Annotated in this window: 18 protein-coding genes; 12 read left to right on the top strand and 6 right to left on the bottom strand. The window is 74.0% G+C overall.

The window, feature by feature from the left end:
- The first annotated feature begins 40 nt into the window (after positions 1-40).
- Positions 41-844, top strand: a complete 804-nt coding sequence (locus tag DCI01S_RS03870; protein WP_061228036.1) for an SOS response-associated peptidase — start codon at positions 41-43, stop codon at positions 842-844.
- Here the strand turns inward: DCI01S_RS03870 and DCI01S_RS03865 are convergent.
- Entirely contained in the window at positions 841-1422 is a 582-nt protein-coding gene (locus DCI01S_RS03865) for an aminoacyl-tRNA deacylase (protein WP_244881639.1), read from the bottom strand. The genes DCI01S_RS03870 and DCI01S_RS03865 overlap by 4 nt on opposite strands.
- 105 nt (positions 1423-1527) lie before the next feature.
- Between DCI01S_RS03865 and DCI01S_RS03860 the strand changes: the two genes are divergently transcribed.
- Together DCI01S_RS03860 and DCI01S_RS03855 are read left to right on the top strand one after the other, a co-directional pair.
- Positions 1528-2205, top strand: coding sequence for a sigma-70 family RNA polymerase sigma factor (locus tag DCI01S_RS03860; RefSeq protein ID WP_061228035.1), 678 nt, complete (start codon positions 1528-1530; stop codon positions 2203-2205).
- Entirely contained in the window at positions 2205-2531 is a 327-nt protein-coding gene (locus DCI01S_RS03855) for a zf-HC2 domain-containing protein (protein ID WP_061228034.1), read from the top strand. Before DCI01S_RS03860 ends, DCI01S_RS03855 begins: the two co-directional genes overlap by 1 nt.
- A 98-nt stretch (positions 2532-2629) precedes the next feature.
- Here DCI01S_RS03855 and DCI01S_RS18245 read toward each other — a convergent pair whose 3' ends face one another.
- Entirely contained in the window at positions 2630-2704 is a 75-nt protein-coding gene (locus tag DCI01S_RS18245) for a 50S ribosomal protein bL37 (protein WP_370650909.1), read from the bottom strand.
- Between the two features lie 104 nt (positions 2705-2808).
- Between DCI01S_RS18245 and DCI01S_RS03850 the strand changes: the two genes are divergently transcribed.
- Positions 2809-3024, top strand: coding sequence for a biotin/lipoyl-binding carrier protein (locus tag DCI01S_RS03850; RefSeq protein ID WP_061228033.1), 216 nt, complete (start codon positions 2809-2811; stop codon positions 3022-3024).
- Positions 3025-3102: 78 nt separating this feature from the next.
- Here the strand turns inward: DCI01S_RS03850 and DCI01S_RS03845 are convergent, their stop codons facing one another.
- The gene (locus DCI01S_RS03845) at positions 3103-3351 is read right to left on the bottom strand and encodes a WhiB family transcriptional regulator (RefSeq protein ID WP_007630625.1); all 249 of its coding nucleotides are present in this window, start codon (positions 3349-3351) and stop codon (positions 3103-3105) included.
- Positions 3352-3738: 387 nt separating this feature from the next.
- On the opposite strand from DCI01S_RS03845, the gene DCI01S_RS03840 reads away from it, so the two are divergent.
- The gene (locus DCI01S_RS03840; protein ID WP_109149117.1) at positions 3739-4167 is read left to right on the top strand and encodes a hypothetical protein; all 429 of its coding nucleotides are present in this window, start codon (positions 3739-3741) and stop codon (positions 4165-4167) included.
- 11 nt (positions 4168-4178) lie between these two features.
- On the opposite strand, the gene DCI01S_RS03835 is transcribed toward DCI01S_RS03840, so the two are convergent.
- The gene (locus tag DCI01S_RS03835) at positions 4179-5519 is read right to left on the bottom strand and encodes an Rv3212 family protein (protein WP_061228032.1); all 1341 of its coding nucleotides are present in this window, start codon (positions 5517-5519) and stop codon (positions 4179-4181) included.
- 29 nt (positions 5520-5548) lie between these two features.
- Positions 5549-7162 carry a DEAD/DEAH box helicase gene (locus tag DCI01S_RS03830; RefSeq protein WP_061228094.1) on the bottom strand — a complete coding sequence of 538 codons (1614 nt, stop codon included), beginning with the start codon at positions 7160-7162 and terminating at the stop codon, positions 5549-5551.
- Positions 7163-7379: 217 nt separating this feature from the next.
- Between DCI01S_RS03830 and DCI01S_RS03825 the strand changes: the two genes are divergently transcribed.
- Positions 7380-7607 carry a DUF3107 domain-containing protein gene (locus DCI01S_RS03825; RefSeq protein ID WP_061228031.1) on the top strand — a complete coding sequence of 76 codons (228 nt, stop codon included), beginning with the start codon at positions 7380-7382 and terminating at the stop codon, positions 7605-7607.
- A 77-nt stretch (positions 7608-7684) separates the two neighbouring features.
- On the opposite strand, the gene DCI01S_RS03820 is transcribed toward DCI01S_RS03825, so the two are convergent.
- A complete protein-coding gene (locus DCI01S_RS03820) occupies positions 7685-8344 on the bottom strand; it encodes a TetR/AcrR family transcriptional regulator (RefSeq protein WP_061228030.1) in 660 nt (219 codons plus the stop codon).
- Positions 8345-8507: 163 nt separating this feature from the next.
- Between DCI01S_RS03820 and DCI01S_RS03815 the strand changes: the two genes are divergently transcribed.
- The 6 genes from DCI01S_RS03815 (at position 8508) to DCI01S_RS03790 (ending at position 19568) form a co-directional block, all read left to right on the top strand.
- The gene (locus tag DCI01S_RS03815) at positions 8508-9518 is read left to right on the top strand and encodes a DUF3152 domain-containing protein (RefSeq protein WP_082767630.1); all 1011 of its coding nucleotides are present in this window, start codon (positions 8508-8510) and stop codon (positions 9516-9518) included.
- Positions 9515-10759, top strand: coding sequence for a ThiF family adenylyltransferase (locus DCI01S_RS03810; RefSeq protein ID WP_061228092.1), 1245 nt, complete (start codon positions 9515-9517; stop codon positions 10757-10759). Before DCI01S_RS03815 ends, DCI01S_RS03810 begins: the two co-directional genes overlap by 4 nt.
- Positions 10760-10785: 26 nt before the next feature.
- Positions 10786-11676 carry a TIGR02569 family protein gene (locus DCI01S_RS03805; protein ID WP_070723093.1) on the top strand — a complete coding sequence of 297 codons (891 nt, stop codon included), beginning with the start codon at positions 10786-10788 and terminating at the stop codon, positions 11674-11676.
- Positions 11673-12923, top strand: coding sequence for an MFS transporter (locus DCI01S_RS03800; RefSeq protein WP_061228028.1), 1251 nt, complete (start codon positions 11673-11675; stop codon positions 12921-12923). Before DCI01S_RS03805 ends, DCI01S_RS03800 begins: the two co-directional genes overlap by 4 nt.
- Before the next feature lie 73 nt (positions 12924-12996).
- Positions 12997-16245: a UrvD/REP family ATP-dependent DNA helicase gene (locus DCI01S_RS03795; RefSeq protein ID WP_244881638.1), complete on the top strand. Its 3249-nt coding sequence runs from the start codon at positions 12997-12999 to the stop codon at positions 16243-16245.
- Complete coding sequence (locus tag DCI01S_RS03790; protein ID WP_061228026.1) at positions 16242-19568, top strand: ATP-dependent helicase; 3327 nt, start codon at positions 16242-16244, stop codon at positions 19566-19568. The genes DCI01S_RS03795 and DCI01S_RS03790 overlap by 4 nt, the downstream gene beginning before the upstream one ends.
- Positions 19569-19584 lie beyond the last annotated feature (16 nt).

Below are 19584 nucleotides of genomic sequence, written 5' to 3'. Positions count from 1 at the left end.
CGCGGGCGCTCCCGGCGGACTCGGGTGCGAGGATGTCGGCATGTGTGGACGGTTCTCGCTCTCTTCCGCCCCGGCGCAGCTCGCGCTGGAACTGGACGCGGTCGACGAGGCGTCCGCCCCGCCCGTCGGCCTTCACCCGGACACCGCGCCGCCGACGCCGCGGTTCAACATCGCGCCCACCACCACCGTCCCGGTCCTCACGCTGGACGTGCCGCGCGAGAGCCTCGACGAGGCCGTCGGCCCCGCCGCCCCGCGACGGGTGCTCCGGGCCATGCGGTGGGGGCTGGTCCCGTCGTGGACCAAGGAGTCCCAGCGCCTGCCCACTCTGTTCAACGCCCGCGTGGAGACCGCGGCCTCCAAGCCGGCGTTCCGCGCCGCCGTCGCCCGCCGGCACTGCGTGGTGCCGATGGACGGCTGGTACGAGTGGGTGCCCGGTGACCCCGCCTCCCCGGGTGCTAAGGCGGGGCCCAAGCAGCCGTACTTCATGAGCCTGCCGGGCGACCGCGGCCTGTTGATGGCCGGACTGTGGGAGGCGCGGCGCGACCCGGTCGACCCGTCCGTCTCCCAGTTGTCGTGCACGATCCTCACCACCGAGGCGCTGGGCCCGCTCCGGCGCGTCCACGACCGGATGCCGCTGGCCGTCCACCCGGACCTGGTGGCGGACTGGCTCGATCCCGCCGTGATCGGCGACCCCCGCGCGCTGGTCGACGGCGCGGGCGGGGATCTCGGGGAGTGGGCGGAGTCCGTCGAGATCCGCCCGGTCTCCCGGGCGGTGTCGAACGTCCGCAACGAGGGGCCGGAGCTCGTCCGGCCCGTCGACCCCACCGAGGGGATGTTGTTCTAGCGGGACGTCGTGACCGGGGCCGTCACCGCGCCGGTGAGCCGGACCAGCTCCGCGGGGTCGAGTTCGATCTCCCAGCCGCGCCGCCCGGCGCTGCACAGGACCGTGCGGTGACCGAGCGCGGAGGCGTCGACCACCGTGGCCAGGGGACGCTTCTGGCCGATGGGGGAGACGCCACCCACCACGTAGCCGGTGGTCTTCTCTGCGACGTCGACCGGCGCGAGCGTGGCCCTGCCGCACCCGAGGGCGGCGGCCGCGGCCTTGAGGTCGAGCGAAGAGGTCACCGGCAGCACCGCCACCGCCAGCGCGACGCGGGAACCCGCCGGCGGACGCGCTGTCGCCAGGACCAGGGTCTTGAACACCCGGTCGGCATCCACCCCCAGGCGCTCGCCCATCACGCGGGCGGCCTCGTCGCCGTATGCGGTCTCGCCGCTCGCGTCGTAGATGTGGACCTCGTGGGCGACCCCGGCGGCCCGCAGCGCGGCGATCGCGGGGGTCGCCGCGGCACCACCGCGTGCACCACCGCGTGCACCACCGCGTCCACCCGTCGCGGCGTCACCGCGTCCGCTCTTCCTGCCCACGGTCGACCAGCGTAGTTCCCTCACGCTCCGGAATACGGGTGCGGCGGCCCGCGTTGTTCCTGGGCGAGTGCCCCGGGATGGTCCGGGGACGGGAAGGAGGGTGCGATGCGGACCGCGGTCCTCGACGCCCCGGATGTGCGGTTAGACTCCGGGACATCGACAGGTGAGGAGTTCCGGTTGCCGACCGAGTTGCAGCCCGACGAGGCCGACCAGCGCGCCGAGCAGTTCGAGGAGCTGGCCATGCCACTGCTCGACCAGCTGTACGGCGCCGCCTTGCGGATGACCAGGAATCCCGCCGATGCCGAGGACCTGGTGCAGGAGGCCTACGCCAAGGCGTTCGCCGGGTTCCACTCGTTCAAGCCGGGGACCAACTTCCGGGCCTGGATGCACCGCATCCTCACCAACGCTTACATCAACCACTACCGCAAGCGGCAGCGGCAGCCCGCGCAGTACCCGACCGACGAGATCACCGACTGGCAGCTCGCCGCGGCGGCCGAGCACACCTCGACGGGGCTGCGTTCGGCGGAGGTCGAGGCCATGGAGCTGCTGCCGGACGACGAGATCCGTGCGGCGCTGGCCGAGCTCCCCGAGGAGTTCCGGATGGCGGTCTACTACGCCGACGTCCAGGACCTGCCGTACAAGGAGATCGCCGAGATCATGGACACCCCCCTGGGGACCGTGATGTCGCGTCTACACCGCGGCCGCAAGCAGTTGCGGGAACTCCTGCGCGACGTGGCCACCGAGCGCGGCTTCGGCCGTGACCGTGAGGAGGGGGCGAAGTGATGAAGGAGCACGATCCGCGCCTCGACGAGATCGACTGTCGCGCCGCGATGCGCGACCTCTCACTGCTCGTGGATCTCGAATGCGACGACGCTTGCCGTTCGCGCCTCGAGCACCATCTCGCCGGCTGCCCGGACTGCCGGGAGATGTTCCTGTCGGAGCGGCGTCTCAAGGCCAAGCTCTCGAGTTCGTGTTGCGAGAAGGCGCCGTCGGGCCTGCGGGAGCGTCTCATGGTGGAGATCCGGCGTACGACGGTGACCACGACGGACGTCGACGGCACGACCGTGGTGCACCAGCGCACGACGGTGGAGCGGCGCGACCTCACCTAGACCGGCCGGGCGGTCGACGTCACGGCCGCGCCGGACACAGACGAAGGGGCGGGCACCTGTTCGGTGCCCGCCCCTTCGTCGTTCGTGCGTTCCTGAACTCAGCTGTTCGGACGCTTGCCGTGGTTAGCGTTCTTCTTGCGGCGATCCCGCCTCTTGCGGCCACGCTTGCCCATGGTCGCCTCCTTTCGTCGGTGTACAAGTCTTCCATGCGCGGGCCCGTGTGGTTGCATTGGAGGTGTCCGGGGGCCGCCTTCGAGGAAGTAGAGGAATAATCCGTATGGCTGAACAGGTCCGTGCCGAGATGGTCGCGAACGTCATGGAGGTCGTCGCGGCGGTCGGCACCGAGGTCGCCGAGGGCGACACGATCGTGCTCCTCGAGTCGATGAAGATGGAGATCCCGGTGCTGTGTGAGACCTCCGGCACCGTGACCGAGGTGGCGGTGAAGCCGGGGGACGTCATCCAGGCGGGCGACCTCATCGCGGTCATCGACTGACGGGCTGCCCGCCCTCACGCCGAAGGCCGGCCCGTTCCCGTGGGGGAGGGGGCCGGCCTTCGGCGTATGTGGTCCGTGTCAGACGGCGGTGCGGGTGCGGGCGCGGCGACGCTTGAGGGCGCGACGCTCGTCCTCGCTCATGCCGCCCCAGACGCCGGCGTCCTGGCCGGACTCGAGGGCCCAGGACAGGCACTCGGCGGTGACGGGGCAGCGGTTGCAGACGATCTTCGCCTCGGCGATCTGCGCGAGGGCGGGCCCGGAATTGCCGACGGGGAAGAACAGCTCGGGATCCTCGTCGCGGCAGATGGCCTTGTGGCGCCAGTCCATGGGAACTCCTTTGATGTGAGACCGTGATCGGGTGCGCCGGGCAGCACGACCAGCCGCCGCCGACTCGCGGACATGTAGAGTCCACTGGCGGACGTGCGTGATCGATGGCACCCGGCGGGTGGTGGGGGATCTGTACCCTTTCCGCGGGCTCGCTCCTGTCGGAGGGGCTCCCGGTTAAGGCGAGGCAAACACGGTGTGTCTGCGCTGTTACAAATGATCGTCCCACGATTTCATGACAAGTCAATACGTTTGCGCGTCTATGTGGTAAACGTCACGCGGCTTGTCAAATCGTCGGAAAACCGCACACCAGAGGCGGTAATGGCCTAATTGGACCCCGGTCCGACTGGTGGTTTCGGTGGCGTGGCGGGGCCCGCTTAGTCTGGAGAGGTGAACGTGAGACGACCAGATGACCGTGGTGTTCCGGCCGATCCCCGCACGGCGATCCCCACGCCGGTCCGCCTCGCCGGGTGGATCTCCTCGGCCCAGGGACTGATCGGTGTCGGCGTGGCCGTGGTGTTGTTCGTCCGGGCGTTGGGCGGGCACCGCGAGGAGACCGTCGTCATCAGCGGCTACGGGACCGCGGTGTGGTTCGCGATCCTCGGCGGCGGGCTGCTGGCCGCCGGGGTCGGGTTGCTCCGCGGTCGGCGATGGGGCCGTGGGCTCGTCGTGATCGCCGAGCTCCTGCTGCTGTTCGTCGCCTGGTACGTCGGGGTGGGGTCGGGGCAGTACCTCGCCGGCATCGTCCTGGCGGTGGTGTCTGCGACGGCGCTGGTGTCGCTCTTCCGGCGCGACGCGGTCGAGTGGTACGCCGTCTGACCCGCCCGGCGTCAGGCCAGCATCTTGTAGGCGTGGACCGCGCCGTCCCGGTGCTCGTAGAGGATGTCGCCGATTTGGGACAGGCCGGTCACGTCCGGCCCGCCCCCGGCGGAGGGGCCGCCCCCGGAGGGCTCCCCGCCCGCGCCCTCGCCGGGCGTGACGGGCACCTGCCGGGGCCCGGCCCCCGTGTCGTGCTCGAGGACGCGGAAGCCACCGGCGTCGGGCACCAGGACCCAGTCGCGGGCGGTGGCGACGTCGGGGTCGGGGGACCAGCCGCCGGTCAGGCCGGGCCCGGTGGTCGCCGGGGCTGTCCAGGAGTGCGCGCCGGTGACGGCGGAGAAGGCGTGTGTGGCGGTGCCGTCGAACCAGCGCGCCTGCGTGTCGTCGCCGGCCACGGTCCGCGGGTCGGGCTTGGCGGCGGGCTCGGCGGGCAGCGGCAGGACCGGGGCGTAGTCACGGGGGGAGGTGAACCACTCGACCGCCCAGGCGCCGCCCCGATCAGTCAGGGCGAGGACCCCGTCGTCGCTGACGTCGATGATCCACAGCCCGTCGGCGCCCGTGGTGTCGGAGGCGATCTCCTCGGGCTTGCGGCTGTCCTCGGGCACCGTCTCGGACAGGGTCAGCCGAGCCGAGTCGTCGCCGGGGCAGCGTTCGGCCACGGCGAAGCGCTCGTCGGTGAGGTCGGCGGTCCCGAGGGTGCAGCCGGTGCGCGGTTGCATGTCCGCCTCCTGGGGCGCCTCGACGGCCCCGTACTCGACCGTGCGGACGAGGTCGTCGCGCCAGATCTCGAGCCGTGCGGGGCTGGACGCGAGGGCGTGCCGCCAGGTGGACGTGAGCTGCATGGTGTCGGGGAAGGCGCTCTGGCGGGTGCTGCTGTACTGCTGGGTGGTCGGGTCGAGCGCGGTGACGTCGCTGCACCCGGCCGCGCCGTCGAAGGCGGCGGCGAGGATGTCGGCGTAGAACGTCGCCGCGCAGAGCGGCCCGGCGTGGGAATAGGACCACGTCTGCTCGCCCGAGCCGGCGTCCCGACCGACGAGCGTGCCGTCGTCGGTGACGGTGACGAGGTTGCCCTTGGTGGTCAGCGGCGCGCCCGGATCCGCCGACGGGTGCGACCACAGGGCGCGGAGTGACGTGGGTGGCGCGGTGGCGGGTCCGTAGACGGGCTGCCCGGCGCCGGCGGCGGAGAAGTCGGAGCGGGCGGCGCTCCCGGTGAGGAGGACGCCCCCGGCCGCCACCGCCATGACGACGGTGATGACCGCCGCGGTGACCAGGTCGCGCCGGGTGCGGCGTTCGGAGGGCACGCCCCGGCGCGGTCGGCGGCGGCCGGTGGGGGCGTCGTCGGATGCGCGCACGTGTGACCTGCGTGGTGCGGACGGGCGGGTCAGTCCCGGCCGGCCTGATCCGGCGACGACGACGAGGGCCGGCGACGGCGACGGCGGCGCCGCGCGGGGGCGTCCCCCGAGGGGGCGGGGGAGTCCGCGTCACCGGACGCGGTGGGGGAATCGGTGGCGGGGGCCGGCGTCGAGGGCCCGTCCTCTCCGGACCCGCCGCCGCGGGTGCGCCGGCGCGCGGGGCGCGATCCGGAGCCCGACTCGCGGCCGGACCCGCGCGTGCCACGGACCTCGGTGCGGCGGCCGGACCCGGTGCCGGTGGGGGCGCCGATCCGACCTCCGGCGCTCTCGGGGATGCCGAGGTCGCTGCGCAGGTGGGGCGAGGTGGAGTAGGTCTCGGCGGGCTCGCCGAAGTCCAGCCCGAGGGCCTTGTCGATCAGTCCCCACCGGGGCAGGTCGTCCCAGTCGACGAGCGTGACCGCGACGCCGGTGCGCCCGGCGCGGCCGGTGCGGCCGATGCGGTGGACGTAGGTCTTCTCGTCCTCGGGGCACTGGTAGTTGATGACGTGGGTGACGTCGTCGACGTCGATGCCGCGGGCCGCGACGTCGGTGGCGACGAGGACGTCGACGTCACCGGAGCGGAACGCCTTGAGTGACTTCTCGCGCGCGCCCTGGCCGAGGTCGCCGTGGATCGCGCCCACGCGGAAGCCGCGCTCGGCGAGGTCGTCGGCGAGCTTCTGGGCGGTGCGCTTGGTGCGGCAGAAGATCATGGTGGCCCCGCGGCCCTCGGCCTGCAGGATGCGCGCCACGACCTCGGGCTTGTCCAACGAGTGCGCCCGGTAGACGTGCTGGGTCGTGTTCTCGTGGGTCGCGCCGGAGTCGGCGGCCTCGGCGCGGATGTGCGTGGGCTTGGTGAGGAACGTGCGGGCCAGGGTGATGATCGGCCCGGGCATGGTGGCGGAGAAGAGCATGGTCTGCCGCTTCTCGGGCACCATGCGCAGCAGCTTCTCGATGTCCGGGAGGAAGCCCAGGTCGAGCATCTCGTCTGCCTCGTCCAGGACCAGGGCCTCGACCTTGCCGAGCACGAGCTTGGACTGGTTGGCCAGGTCGAGCAGGCGCCCGGGGGTGCCCACGACCACGTCGACGCCCTTCTCGAGGGCCTCGGTCTGCTGCTCGTACGGGGTGCCGCCGTAGATCGCGAGGACCTTGAGGGGACGGGTGCCCGAGCCGGTGGACGCGGTGAGCCCGGTGGCGGCGATCTTGAGGTCCTGGGTGACCTGGATGCACAGCTCTCGCGTGGGCACGATCACCAGCGCGCGGGGCGTGCCGTCGAGCTCACGGGTCGCCTCGCCGGTGGAGATGCGGTGCAGGAGCGGCACGCCGAACCCGTAGGTCTTGCCCATCCCGGTGCGGGCCTGACCGATGAGGTCCGAGCCGGCCAGGGCGAGCGGCAGGGTGAGTTCCTGGATGGCGAACGTGTGGGTGATGCCGCGCTCGGCGAGGGCGGTGACGATCTCGGGTCGGACGCCGAGCTCGGCGAAGCTGGGGGAGGAGTCGGAGGACGGGGCGTCGACGACCGCGGTCGTCGTGGCCATGCCGTCTACGTCTTCTGTGGTGACATCTGTGGTGGACAGGGCGGTGCCTTTCTCGTCTCGCGCGCGGATGGTGTCGGGCCGTCGGAGTTCGGCCTCGCGAGCGGGGCGCGCGCACATTTCCACGGGACCCGCCGTACCCGACGCCGGTGTGGCCGGGCGCGGAGAGTGGTCCACGTGCGCCCATCCTATCCCGTGCCGCCGCCCCGGGCGGGGCTCGGGCTAGCCTGGGTCGCACGCATCATCGATGACGGCGTGACATGCGCCTACGACGAGAAGGGCAGGCACCGTGGAGGTCAAGATCGGCATCGCCGACAGCAACCGTGAGCTCGTGTTCAAGACCGGGATGGAGCCCGACGACGTGCACAAGCGCGTCGAGGCGGCCCTGACCGCGGACGCCAAGGGGATCCTCGAGCTCGAGGACGAGAAGGGCCGTCGCTACCTTGTGTCGACCGACCGGGTGGCGTATGTGGAGATCGGCGAGTCCGCCCGGCGACCGGTGGGCTTTTTGTCCTGACGCCGGCGACCGTCCGTCCGCCGACCGTCCGCCGAGCGTCCGCGCTCCCGGGCGGGCGGGCCGCGCGCGGCTCGGGGTCAGGCCTCGGGTGCGGGCCGGTCACCGCCGTGGCGCGGGATCTTCGACAGGCCGCCCCAGCACAGGGTGACCGTGGTCGAGACCGCGTCCTCGCGTGGGATCGGCCGACCGGCGTCGAGCCAGTGGCCGGCGCTGACCCGGCTGGCGCCGACCAGCCCGACGGCGAGCAGGCGCGATCGGTGCACGTCGAGGCCGGAGTCCCCCCGCACCAGGTCGTGCACCGCGTCGATGCACCCCTCGGTGGCCCGGTCGAGTTCGCGGCGGACGTCCTCGTCCCCGGACTCCGAGTAGAAGACCAGTCGGAAGCCCCGGGTGTCGTTGTCGGCGTAGGCGAAGAACGTGTCGACGGCCGCCTCGACGCGGCGGCGGTTGTCGGAGGTCGAGTCGAGCGCGGCCCGGATCCGGCCGAGCAGCGCGTCCACGTGGTGGCGCAGGACCTCGATGTACAGGTCCCGCTTGGAGTCGAAGTGCTGGTACAGCACCGGTTTGGACACCCCGGCGAGGACGGCGATGTCGTCCATCCCGGAGGCGTGGAAGCCCTGCTCGACGAACACCGTTCCGGCGGCGTCGATCAGCTGGCTTCGCCGCGCGCCGCGGGGGAGCCGGGCCGCTCGGGCGCGTCCCGGGGCGGCCGGGGCCGGTCCGTCCGGGCTCGTCATCTGGTGGCTCCTTCTCCGCCCGGGCGAGAGTCGACAGCCGACCGGGTCAGACGGACAATACCTGCACCTGTGGAGTGCGGCGGGACGCGCCTCACCCGGTATGTGGGATCGTGGAGACCGTGATCGGCAGTGGCCGATCGTCAGCGGACGTGGAGGTGTACGGATGAGCGACGGCCGTCGTCGGACGCCGGCCGGTGCGGAACCCGGCGCGCGTCAGCGGGCACCGTACTACCCGCCACACGGTGAGCCGCTGCGCGCGCCGTGGGACCCGGCGGAGTCGACCCCGGGTCGCCGCCGGTCGGTGCCCGGGTCCCGGGACCACCTGCCCAGGCAGACCCCCGTCGGGCGGTTCTTCGCCACGTGGGGCTGGCGCGCGTACGCCATCCCGGTGCTCGTGGTGCTCACCGCGCTCGTCATCGCGGACGCCGTCGTCTCGACGGACGAGCAGCCGGCCGACGGGGCCGTGCGGGCCCGGGAGACACCGGCGGTCGTCGGGGCGCCCGCGCCCGGCGAGGTGCCGCCGAGCGGCGAGCTGCCCGAGGGCGGCCCGTTCGTCGAGGCGGCCAGTGGGGAGTTCCGGCTCGTGCCCGGCGGAACCGACCCGGTCGGGCGGCCGACGGCGGAGCAGTTCACCTACACGGTGGAGGTCGAGGACGGGATCGACACGGTCGACTTCGGCGGGGACGACTCGGTCGCCCGGATGATCGACGCGACCCTGGCCAACCCCAAGAGCTGGACGGCCGACGGGGCCGTCGCCTTCCAGCGCAGCACCCGCGGCGAGCCCGCGTTCCGCGTCTCGCTGACCAGCCCCATGACCGTCCGCGAGAACTGCGGGTACGACATCGAGCTCGAGGCGAGCTGCTACAACTCGGCGACGGGGCGCGTGTACCTCAACCTCGCGCGCTGGGTGCGGGGTGCGCGGTCGTTCGAGGGGGACATCGGCTCCTACCGGCAGTACCTCGTCAATCACGAGGTCGGCCACGCGATCGGCTTCCCGGCGCACGAGCCGTGCCCCGCGGACGGCGCGCTGGCGCCGATCATGATGCAGCAGACGTTCGGGGTGAACAACGCCGAGATCCACCGGTTGGACCCCGAGGGCGTGGTCCCGGACAACGACGACACGTGCCGGTACAACGCGTGGCCGTTCCCCGACGGCGCGCCGGTGGCGCGATGAGCGCCACGGGTGGGTCGGCGGACCGGTCGCTGCCGCCGCTGGTGGACCCGGTGCCCGAACTGAGCGCGGAGGAGCGGGCGCGGTACTCGCGGCACCTGCTGCTCGGGGCGATCGGCGACGAGGGGCAGCGGCGCCTGCGCGCCGCGTCGGTGTTCGTCGTGGGCGCGGGTGGCCTGGGCGCGCCGGTGCTCATGTACCTCGCCGCGGCCGGCGTCGGGCGGATCACGGTCGTCGACGACGACGAGGTGGACCTCGGCAACCTGCACCGGCAGGTGATCCACTCCGTCGGGGCCGTCGGCCGGCCGAAGGTGGACTCGGCCCGGGACCGGCTGGCCGAGTTGGCCCCCGGCGTCCGGGTCGACGCCGTGCACGCCAGGCTGGACGCGCTGAACATCGGTTCCCTGCTCGAGGGGCACCACCTGGTGATCGACGGCAGCGACAACTTCGCGACCCGGTACCTGGTCTCCGACGCGTGCGAGATCGCCGGGATCCCGCTCATCTGGGGGACGATCGACCGGTTCCGGGCCCAGTTGGCCGTGTTCTGGTCCCGCCCGCCCGCACCGGCCGAGGCGGTGACCCTGCGGGACCTGTACCCGGCGCCCCCGCCCGCGGGCTCGGTGCCCAGCTGCGCCGAGGCCGGGGTCGTGGGAGCCCTGTGCGGCACGGTCGGGTCGATGATGGCGATGGAAGCCGTCAAGCTCGTCACCGGTGCCGGGCGGCCCCTGCTCGGCCGCCTCGTCCTCCTGGACCTGCTCGAGTCGACCAACCGGACGGTGAGGGTCCGTCCGGACCCGTCGCGGGAGCCGGTCACCGAGCTGCCGGACGGCGCCGGGGACGTCTCCTGCGAGGTCCCGGATCCAGGGCTGCCGGAGGTGCCGACCGTGTCCGCGACCGACCTCGCGGCGGAGCTGGCCGGGTCGGGTCCGACCGGGTCGTCCGGACCCGGCGCGGTGGCACCGGTGCTCGTGGACGTCCGCGGGGCCGGCGAGAGGTCGATCGCGAGGATCGACCCGTCGGTGTGGGTGCCGCTGGACTCGGTCGCCGAGGTCGCCGGGGACCCGACGGGCGTCCTCGGCCGGGCGGCCGAGCGCGGTCCGCTGGTCGTGTACTGCAAGTCCGGGGTCCGGTCGGCGCGTGCGGCGGCGACCCTGTCCGCCGCCGGTTTCCCCGGCGTCCGGTCGCTCGCGGGCGGCATCGAGGCGTGGACACGCGACGTGGACCCGTCCCTGCCCGGGTACTGACGACCGGGGTGGGTACCGTGGTCGGCGTGAACGACGTGACCGTCCCCGAGCACGTCCGCGGCGCCTTCGGCGTGGCGGACGGCACGGCCTCCCCCGTGGTCGCCGGTTCCGGCACGGGCTGGCTGATCCCCGCGCCGGGCGGCGCCGTGGTGCTGCGCCCCGTCGCGGACACGGCACTGGCCAACTGGTCCGCCCGGGTGCGGGAGGAGCTCGACGTGACCGGGCTGCGTGTCTCGCTGCCGGTGCGGTCGCGCGACGGCCGGCACGTCGTCAGCGGGTGGCGCGCCGACCGGGCCGTGTCCGGTCGGCCCGAGGCACGGGCGGACGAGACCATCGCGTGGTCGGCCAGGATCAACGCCGCCCTCACCGAGGTCGAGCGACCCCGGCTGGTCCGTCGGCCCGCCACGCGACCGTGGTCCGAGACCGACCTGTTCTCGTTCGCCGAGGCCGCCGCCTGGGACGGCGATCCCGAACACGATCTGGCGCCCGGGATGGAGGACCGGGGCACCCCCTTCGCCACGCATCGCGCGGCCGCCCTGCTCGGGGCCACCGGACTCATCCGGCACCGGCGCCCGGTCACGGTCCCCGGCGCGGGCGTGGTGCACGGTGACCTCGCCCGGGGCCTGCTCTTCGACGCCTCCGCCGAGCCGGCGCTGTCTGACGTCGTGCCCTACGCACGGCCGGCGTCGTGGTCGGCGGCGGTCGTCGCCGTGGACCACCTGTCCTGGGGCACGGTCGACGCCGGCGTCCTCACCCGCTGGCGGCAGCTCGAGAACTGGCCCCAGATGGTCCTGCGGGCGGCGGTGTTCCGACTCGCGGTGCACGCGCTGCACCCGGGATCGAAGCCCGCGGCGATGGACGGGCTCCAGGCCATGGCCCGGCAGGTCGGCGAGTTCGTCGCGGACACCGCCGCGTGAACGCCCGCTCCCCGCGGGCCGGATCCCGCCGCGGCGCCGTCACGTTCCCACTCGTCGCGTTCGTCGGCGTCGTGCTCGTCTCGCTCAACTTGCGCACCGCCGTCACCTCGCTCAGCCCCCTGCTCGGGGTGATCGACGCCGAGATCGGACTCGGCACCGCGGGCATGGGCCTGCTCGGCATGATCCCCACCCTGATGTTCGCGGTCTGGGGCGTGATCACGCCGATGGTCCTCAGACGGGTGGGCCTCGAACTGCTCACCGTGCTGGCGATGGTCGCCGCCGCGGTGGGGCAGGTGATCCGCGCCCTCGCGCACGACCCGTGGCTGATGGGCGCGGGGTCGCTCGTCGCCCTGGCCGGGATGGGTATCGGCAACGTCGTGGCCCCACCCCTGGTCAAGAAATACTTCCCCCGGCACGTGGCCGCCGTGAGCATGGCCTACATCACCGGCCTGCAGCTCGGCACCGTGGTGCCGGCGCTCGTGGCCGTGCCCGTCGAGGAGGCCGCCGGGTGGCGGGTCTCCATCGGCTGGTGGGCGGTGTTGGCCGTCGTCGCGGCCGTGCCGTGGGTCGTCGAGATCCTGCGCCCGGGCACACCCATCGGCGCCCCCCGGCCCGCCCCCGACGCAGTGTCCGCGGGAGGCGGCTCCGAGGCCGCACCGGCCCGCCGCATCCGCCCGTGGCGCTCGCCCGTCGGCGTGGCACTCGCCCTGTTCTTCGGCACGAACTCCCTGTGCACGTACGCGTTCTTCACGTGGCTCCCGGCCGTGGCGGAATCGATCGGCATGACACGCGCCGAGGGCGGCCTCGCCCTGGCGGTGTACTCGGCGATCGGACTCGTCGCCGCGCTGGCCGTCCCCTACATCGCGGGCCGGTTCGAGGACCCGTACGCCGTCGTCGTCGTCTCCGTCGTGTCCTACCTGGGGGCCTTCGCCGGCCTGCTCTGGGCGCCCGACCTCGCCCCGTGGCTGTGGATCTGCCTCCTCGGCGTGGGGCCCAGCACGTTCCCGCTCTGCCTGACCCTGATCAACCTCCGCACCCGCACCCAGGCCGGCTCGGCCGCGCTGTCCGGCTTCTCCCAGGGCGTCGGGTACACGGCCGCGTGCCTCGGGCCCATCGTGTTCGGGGTGCTGTTCGACGGTCCCGGGCTGGCGTCCGGGCTGGCGTTCCTCACGGTCGTGCTGCTCCTCATGCTGGTCGTGTCGCGGACAGCGTGCAGGCCGACCATGCTCGAGGACACCCTCCGCTGACGGTCGGCCGTCGCACCGGACCGGTCACTCCGGGCGGGGGTGCGATGTCGGAGTCGTGTGGTCTCATCGAGCCGTGACAGCGCCCGCCCCCACCCAGCCCACCAACGGACCCGGCCGGACCTGGCCGGCCGGTCTCGACGACCTCGTCGGCCGTGACTGGACCGCCGCCCGCGCCGGCCGGCAGGACCGGTGGGTCGTCCGCGGCGGCCCGGGCAGCGGCAAGACCTCGCTGATCGTCGACGTGGTCCGCGCCGCGGTGGCCGGCGGTGTGGGGATGGACGGCGTCCTCGTGCTCACGGGGTCGGCCACCGCGTCCGCGGCGCTGCTCGAGGAGGCCACCCGCGGGATGCCGCCGGAGCTCGTGGTGGGCACCGACGCGCCGGTACGGACCGTCCACTCGCTCGCCCACGCCGTGGTGCGGCTCGCCGCCGCCCGGGCCGACGCCCCGCCGCCGAGGCTGCGTACCGGTGCGGAACACGACGCGCTGGTGCGCGAGACCCTGCTCGGTGAGCTGTCCGACGGGGCGCCGCACTGGCCCGAACAGATGCGCCCCGCGCTGTCCACGGTCGGGTTCGCGCGCGAGCTGCGCGACTTGCTGCTGAGGTCGCTCGAGCGGGGGATCGGGCCCCGCGAGCTGGCGCGGCTCGGCCGCACGGCGGGCCGGCCGGCGTGGGTGGCGGCCGCGGGCTTCTTCCGCCGGCACGAGGAGCAGATGGCCCTGCGGTCGGGCGTGCGGGGCGCCCAGGCGGACGTGCCGGAGGCCCTCAACGCCGCCGAGCTGGTGGGCGCCGCGCTGGATGCGCTGACGGCCGACCCGGAGCTGCGCGAGATCTTCCGCTCCCGGCGCCTCGTGGCCGTGGACGACGCCCATCACCTCGATCCGCTGGTCGCGGAGTTCGTCGCGACGGTGGGCGGCGGCGCCGACGTCCTGCTCGTCGTGGAGGACGGCGACCAGTCGGTCTTCCGGTTCCGCGGCGCCGACGGCGGCCTGGCGCGCGCAGTGATCGAGCAGGGCGGCCGCGCGGTCGACCTCCCGGTCGGCCACCGCATGTCCCCGGCCGTCACGGCGGTCGCCGCGCGGATCGCCTCCCGCCTGCCCGGGGCCGCCCGCCACCGGCCCCGCGAGGCGCACCCCAGTGAGGCGCACGGTGGACCGGACGGGAAGGTGGGCGTCGGCGTGGCCGGGTCGGCCGCCTCGGAGGCCGCCGTCGTCGCCGACTTCCTGCGCCGCCGGCACGTCCTGGACGGTATCGACTACGGCGAGATGGCAGTGGTGACCCGCTCGCTGCCGCGTGTGGCCGACGCCCTGCTGGCCGCGCTCGACGCCGCCGGCGTCCCGGTGGTCGACGCCGGCGCCGAGATCCCGCCGGCCCACGACCCCGTCGCCTCGGCTCTGTTGCTGTTGGTGCGCTCGGCGCTCGAGGGCGCCGACGGCAGCGACGCCGAGCGGGTCCTGGCGCTCCTGTCGGGGCCGATCGGCCGCGCGGACGCCGTGGCCATGCGTCGTCTCCGTCGCGGACTGCGCCGCTCGGGGATCGGCGGGACAGAACCCAGCGCCGAGACCCTGCGGCGTCTCGTCCTGGCGGACGAGGACGATCTCCCGCCCGGGCTCACCGCCGTCGAGCTCGCCCCCGTCACCCGGGTCCGCCGCGCGCGCCGGGCCGTGCAGGCCGAGCTGCGGGCGGGAGGGACCGCCGAGGAGGTCCTCTGGGCCGCGTGGACGGCCTCCCGGCTGGAGCGCCGCCTCGTCCGGCAGGCGGTGGCCGCCGATCCCTGGTCGCGATCCGCGGACCGGTCGCTCGACGCGGTCGTGTCCCTGTTCGACCACGCCGCCGACTTCGTGGACCGGGTCCCCGGAGGCTCCGTGGGACTGTTCTGCGACGTCGTCTCCGGCGAGGACCTGCCCGCGCCCCGGCGCGCCGACACACGCGCACGGGGGGGCGCGGTGAGCGTGCTGTCCGCGCACGCCGCGGTGGGCCGTCAGTGGCGTGCGGTCGCGGTGTGCGGCGTCCAGGACGGTGTCTGGCCTGCGCCCCGCCGCCGGTCCGGCCTGCTGGGAGTCGACGAGCTGGTCGACCTGACGGAGATCGCCGGGGACGGACCGGTGCCGTCAGAGGCGGAGCGGGCCGTGTCCTCCGCGGCCGCCCGGTCGGCCGAGGAGCGCCGCCTGTTCTACGTCGCGTGCTCCCGCGCCAGCGAGCACCTGCTCGTCACCGCCGTGGAGTCGCCCGAGGAGGGCGACGTCGCCCCCTCCCGCTTCATCGACGAGATCGCCGACCTGGCGACCACCGCCACGGCGGTCGCGTCCCCCGGCGCCCCGGTGGGTCCGTCCCGCCACGCGCCCACCGTGTTCTCCCTGCCGCATCTGGCGGTGGATCTCCGGGCCGCGCTTCACGACCCGTCGACAGACCCCGCCGACGCGCGCCATGCGGCCGGCCTGCTCGCCGGCCTCCGCGACGCCGGGGTGGGGGAGGCGGACCCCCGCACGTGGTTCGGCGCCACCGAACCCTCCACGGACGCGCCGCTCACGCCCGACACCCCCGACCGGCCGGTCGCGGTGCTCTCGCCGTCCGGATTCGGGGCCCTCGAGGAGTGCCCGCTGCGGTGGTTCCTGCAGTCGGTCGGGGGAGACTCCTCCGACGCCGGATCGGCCGCCCCGCTCGTGCGGGGATCGGCCGTGCACGCCCTGACCCAGGCCGTGGAGGGCGGTATCGACGAGGACACGATCCGCTCGACCGTCCGCCGGCGGGCCGAGGCGCTGACCCTGTCCCGCGGGTGGTTCGCCGAGCGCGGGGCCGAGACGATGGTGGAGATGGCCGAGACGTTCCGCAGGTGGCGCTCGTCCACCCGCGACGAGTACACGACCGCCGCGGTCGAGGAGCCGTTCGAGTTCGACGCCGGCGGCGGGGTGCGCGTCCGCGGGCGGATCGACAGGCTCGAGGCGACCTCCGCGGGGCAGGTCGTCCCCGTCGACGTGAAGACCTCGGCCGCGGCGGCCAGCAAGAAGGACGCCGCGGTCAATCCGCAGCTGGCCCTGTACCAGCTCGCGGTCGCCCGGGGGGCGGTGGCCGCCGCGGGCGGTCGCGAACCCGGAGGCGGGCTCCTGCTCTACCTGGCCGGCCGCGAGGGCCGGATGCCGACCGAGCGGGTGCAGGACCCCCTCGGGACCGACGGCGCCGAGGCCCTGGTCGATCGCGTTCAGGAGGCCGGCCGCGCGACCGTCGGCCCCGGTTACACCGCGCGCGTGGGCCGGTGGTGCGAGCACTGCAGCGTCAGGTCCAGCTGCCCCGCGCAGTCCGAGGGGAAGCAGGTGAGCGGGTGACCGCGTCGATAGACCCCGCCGCCATCGCCGACGCGCTCGGCATTCATCGACCCACCCCCGAGCAGGCCGAGGTGATCGCCGGGCCGACCGAACCCACTCTCGTGCTGGCCGGGGCGGGCGCCGGTAAGACCGAGACCATGGCAGCCAGGGTCGTGTGGTTGGTGGCCAACGGATACGCGCGACCGGGGGAGATCCTCGGCCTGACCTTCACCCGCAAGGCCGCCCAGCAGCTGTCCAGACGGATACGCCGCCGCCTGGACGCGCTGGCCCGCAGCGCGCTGTGCTCCGGGCCCGGCGCGGACCCCGCGATCGCCGAGGCGATCCGCACCGAGGACCCGCAGATCTCCACCTATCACGCCTTCGCCGGCACGCTGCTCGGCACCTACGGACTGCTCGTACCGGTCGAACCGGACTCGAGGCTGCTCACCCCCACCGCCGCTTTCCAGCTCGCCCACGACGTCGTGTCGAGGTGGGAGAGCCCGCTGACCACCGCATCCAACCCCGGCACCGTGACCCGCGACGTGCTGGCGCTGGCCGGGCAGTTGTCCGACCACCTCGTCACCACCGACGACCTGCGCTCGCACCCCGACCTGATCACGACCCTCATCGCGACCCTCCCGCCCGGGCCGCGGCAGAAGGCGACTCCCACCGCGTGGCTCGGGAGGACTGCCGAGATCCAGGGTCACCGGGAGGAACTCGCTGACCTGGTGGACGCGGTCGCCACCCGCATGCGAGCCGAGACGGCGCTCGACCACGCCTCCCAGATGGCCCTGGCCGCCACCGTCGCCCGAGACCACCCCCAGGTCGGGCTCGCCGAGCGCCGCGCGTTCCGCGTGGTGCTGCTCGACGAGTACCAGGACACCGGGCATTCCCAGCGGGTCCTTCTGTCGTCCCTCTTCGGCGCGGGGGCCGACCCGGCCCCGGCCGTGACCGCCGTCGGTGACCCCATGCAGTCCATCTACGGGTGGCGGGGGGCGTCGGCGTCCAACCTCGACCGCTTCCGCGAGGATTTCCCGCTGCAAGGGGGGCGGCCCTCGCACCTGCGGGAACTCACGACCTCGTGGCGCAACCCACCGGAGGTCCTCGCGTTGGCCAACCGGATCACCGCGCCGCTGCGCGACCGACCCGGATCCGTCCCGGTGCCCGAACTTCGGGCCCGGCACGGAGCCGCGCCCGGCGACCTCAGGGTCGCGCTGCTCGATACGGCCGAGGACGAGCGCGAGTGGCTCGCCGACACCCTCGCCGACCGGTACCGCGCGGCGGAACAGTCCGGCCGGGTACCGACCGCGGCGGTCCTCGTGCGCCGCAACGGCGACTCCGCCGCGATCGCCGAGGCCCTGGAGGCCCGCGGCCTGCCGGTCGAGATCATCGGCGTCGGCGGGCTACTCGACGTGCCCGAGGTCGCCGACGTCGTCGCCCTGCTCACCGTGGTCGCCCGCCCCGGCGCGGGCCCCGCGCTGCTGCGACTGCTCAGCGGCTCCCGGTTCGCGCTCGGCGCGGCCGACCTCGCCGCACTCGCCCGACGCGCGTCCCGCCTGTCCCTGCGAAGGACCGCGACCGCTACCGGGCCGGTCTCCGACCCCCGCGAACTCGACGCCCTCCTCGACGCTCTCGCCCGCGGCGAGGAGACGGACTCGGCCGGCCTGGCCGATGCGCTCGCCGATCCGGGCCCCGAGGACCAGTACAGCCCCGCCGGTGCGCAGCGCATCAGCGAACTCGCGGCCATCATCTCGGGGCTCCGCGTCCGCGCGTCCGCGCCACCGGCGCGGCTCGTCGCGGCCGCCGAACAGTCCCTCGGGCTCGACGCCGAGGTCCGCCTGCGCCAACGCGCCGGCGGCGGCGAGGCCCGCGAACAACTCGACGCGCTCCAGGAGGTGGCCGCCGGCTTCCGACCCGAGCGCGGAACCGGGCTGGACGCGTTCCTGGCGTATCTCGACCTCGCCCGCTCCATCGACGGCGGGCTCGCCCGCGGAGAGGTCGCCTCGACGCCCGGCCGGGTGCAGATCCTCACCGTCCACTCCGCCAAGGGCCTCGAATGGGAGATCGTCGCCGTGCCGCACCTGGCGGAGGGCGTCTTCCCTTCCGGCCAGCCACCGCAGACCTCCGTCCGCACCGCGACCCAGCTGCCCGAGCAGCTGCGGGGGGACCGCGAGACCGAGGACAACCCCGGTGGGGTGCCGGTCCCGCGACTCGACGGCGTGACAGACCGCAAACTGCTGGAAGAGGCGCTGGGGAAACACATCAAGCGGGTCGAGCGGCGCTCGCTCGACGAGGACCGCCGACTGTTCTACGTCGCGGTCACCCGGGCCGAGCAGACGCTGCTGCTGTCCGGGTCGCACTGGCTGGGGTCGGCCACCACACCCAAAGGACGGTCGGAATTCCTCGGGGACGTGCTCGACGCCTGCGGGGGGGAACCACCGCTCGGGGTGATCGACCACCTCGTCGTCACACCCTCTCCCACGAATCCCGCCACCTCGGGCACCGTCGAGGCGACGTGGCCCCGCGCGGCCGCGCCCGACCGACTCGCCGTCGCGCGAGCGGTGCGGGCTGCCGCGCCCGTGGACCCGGAGTCCCAGGCGCCACCGGAGTCGGGCCCCGCCCGGCGCTGGCACCTGGCAGCGGCGTCCCTGCTCGCCGACGCGCGGCGGGCCGCGCAGCGCCGCGACGAGGTACACCTCCCGCGCCGTCTCACCGCCGGGGAGATCGTCGCCATGGCGACCGACCCCGCCGAGTTCGCCGACCGCCTCCGCAGGCCCGTGCCGTTCCGCCCTGACCGGTTCGCGCGGCGCGGCACCAGGTTCCACGCCTGGCTCGAGCACCGCTACGGCGCCACCCACCTGCTCGATATCGACGATCTGCCCGGTGCCGGTGACCAGGGTGCCGTCGACGGGTTGTCCGAGGCGGACCTCACCGCCCTCCAGAAGGCGTTCGAGGCGTCGCGGTGGGCGCGGATGACGCCCGAGGCCGTCGAGGTGCCCTTCGAGGTCGGCCTGGGCGGCCACCTCCTGCGCGGACGGATGGACGCCGTGTTCGCCGACGGCGACGGATGGATCGTCGTGGACTGGAAGACAGGGCGTGTGCCCGCGGAACGCGACATGCCCGCCGTTGCTCTCCAGCTGGCGGTCTACCGGTACGCGTGGGCGAAGGTCGTCGGGGCCCGCCAGGGGCGGACGGTCGAGGTGGGTTCCGTCCGCGCCGCGTTCCACTACGTGCGCTCCGGCCGGACCATCGAACCGTCGGACCTGCCCGACGCCGAGGAATTGCTGCGTATCCTCTCCGAGGGCCCCGGCCGGGGTCGGTTGTTGTCCGACAGCGATCGATAGGCGACGATTCTCCTCG

This window comes from Dietzia cinnamea NBRC 102147 (genome assembly GCF_001571065.1).
Lineage (GTDB): Bacteria > Actinomycetota > Actinomycetes > Mycobacteriales > Mycobacteriaceae > Dietzia > Dietzia cinnamea.
Note: the sequence above shows the minus strand (reverse complement) of the source record. Positions and strands in the feature narration are given on the sequence as shown.

Excerpts from the sequence above, each read along its gene's own strand:
- DCI01S_RS03850 (WP_061228033.1), top strand. The coding sequence starts at position 2,809 with ATGGCTGAACAGGTCCGTGCCGAGATGGTCGCGAACGTCATGGAGGTC.
- DCI01S_RS03855 (WP_061228034.1), top strand. The coding sequence starts at position 2,205 with ATGAAGGAGCACGATCCGCGCCTCGACGAGATCGACTGTCGCGCCGCG.
- DCI01S_RS03845 (WP_007630625.1), bottom strand. The coding sequence starts at position 3,351 with ATGGACTGGCGCCACAAGGCCATCTGCCGCGACGAGGATCCCGAGCTG.
- DCI01S_RS03820 (WP_061228030.1), bottom strand. The coding sequence starts at position 8,344 with ATGACGAGCCCGGACGGACCGGCCCCGGCCGCCCCGGGACGCGCCCGA.
- DCI01S_RS03870 (WP_061228036.1), top strand. The coding sequence starts at position 41 with ATGTGTGGACGGTTCTCGCTCTCTTCCGCCCCGGCGCAGCTCGCGCTG.
- DCI01S_RS03815 (WP_082767630.1), top strand. The coding sequence starts at position 8,508 with ATGAGCGACGGCCGTCGTCGGACGCCGGCCGGTGCGGAACCCGGCGCG.
- DCI01S_RS03810 (WP_061228092.1), top strand. The coding sequence starts at position 9,515 with ATGAGCGCCACGGGTGGGTCGGCGGACCGGTCGCTGCCGCCGCTGGTG.
- DCI01S_RS03860 (WP_061228035.1), top strand. The coding sequence starts at position 1,528 with ATGCGGACCGCGGTCCTCGACGCCCCGGATGTGCGGTTAGACTCCGGG.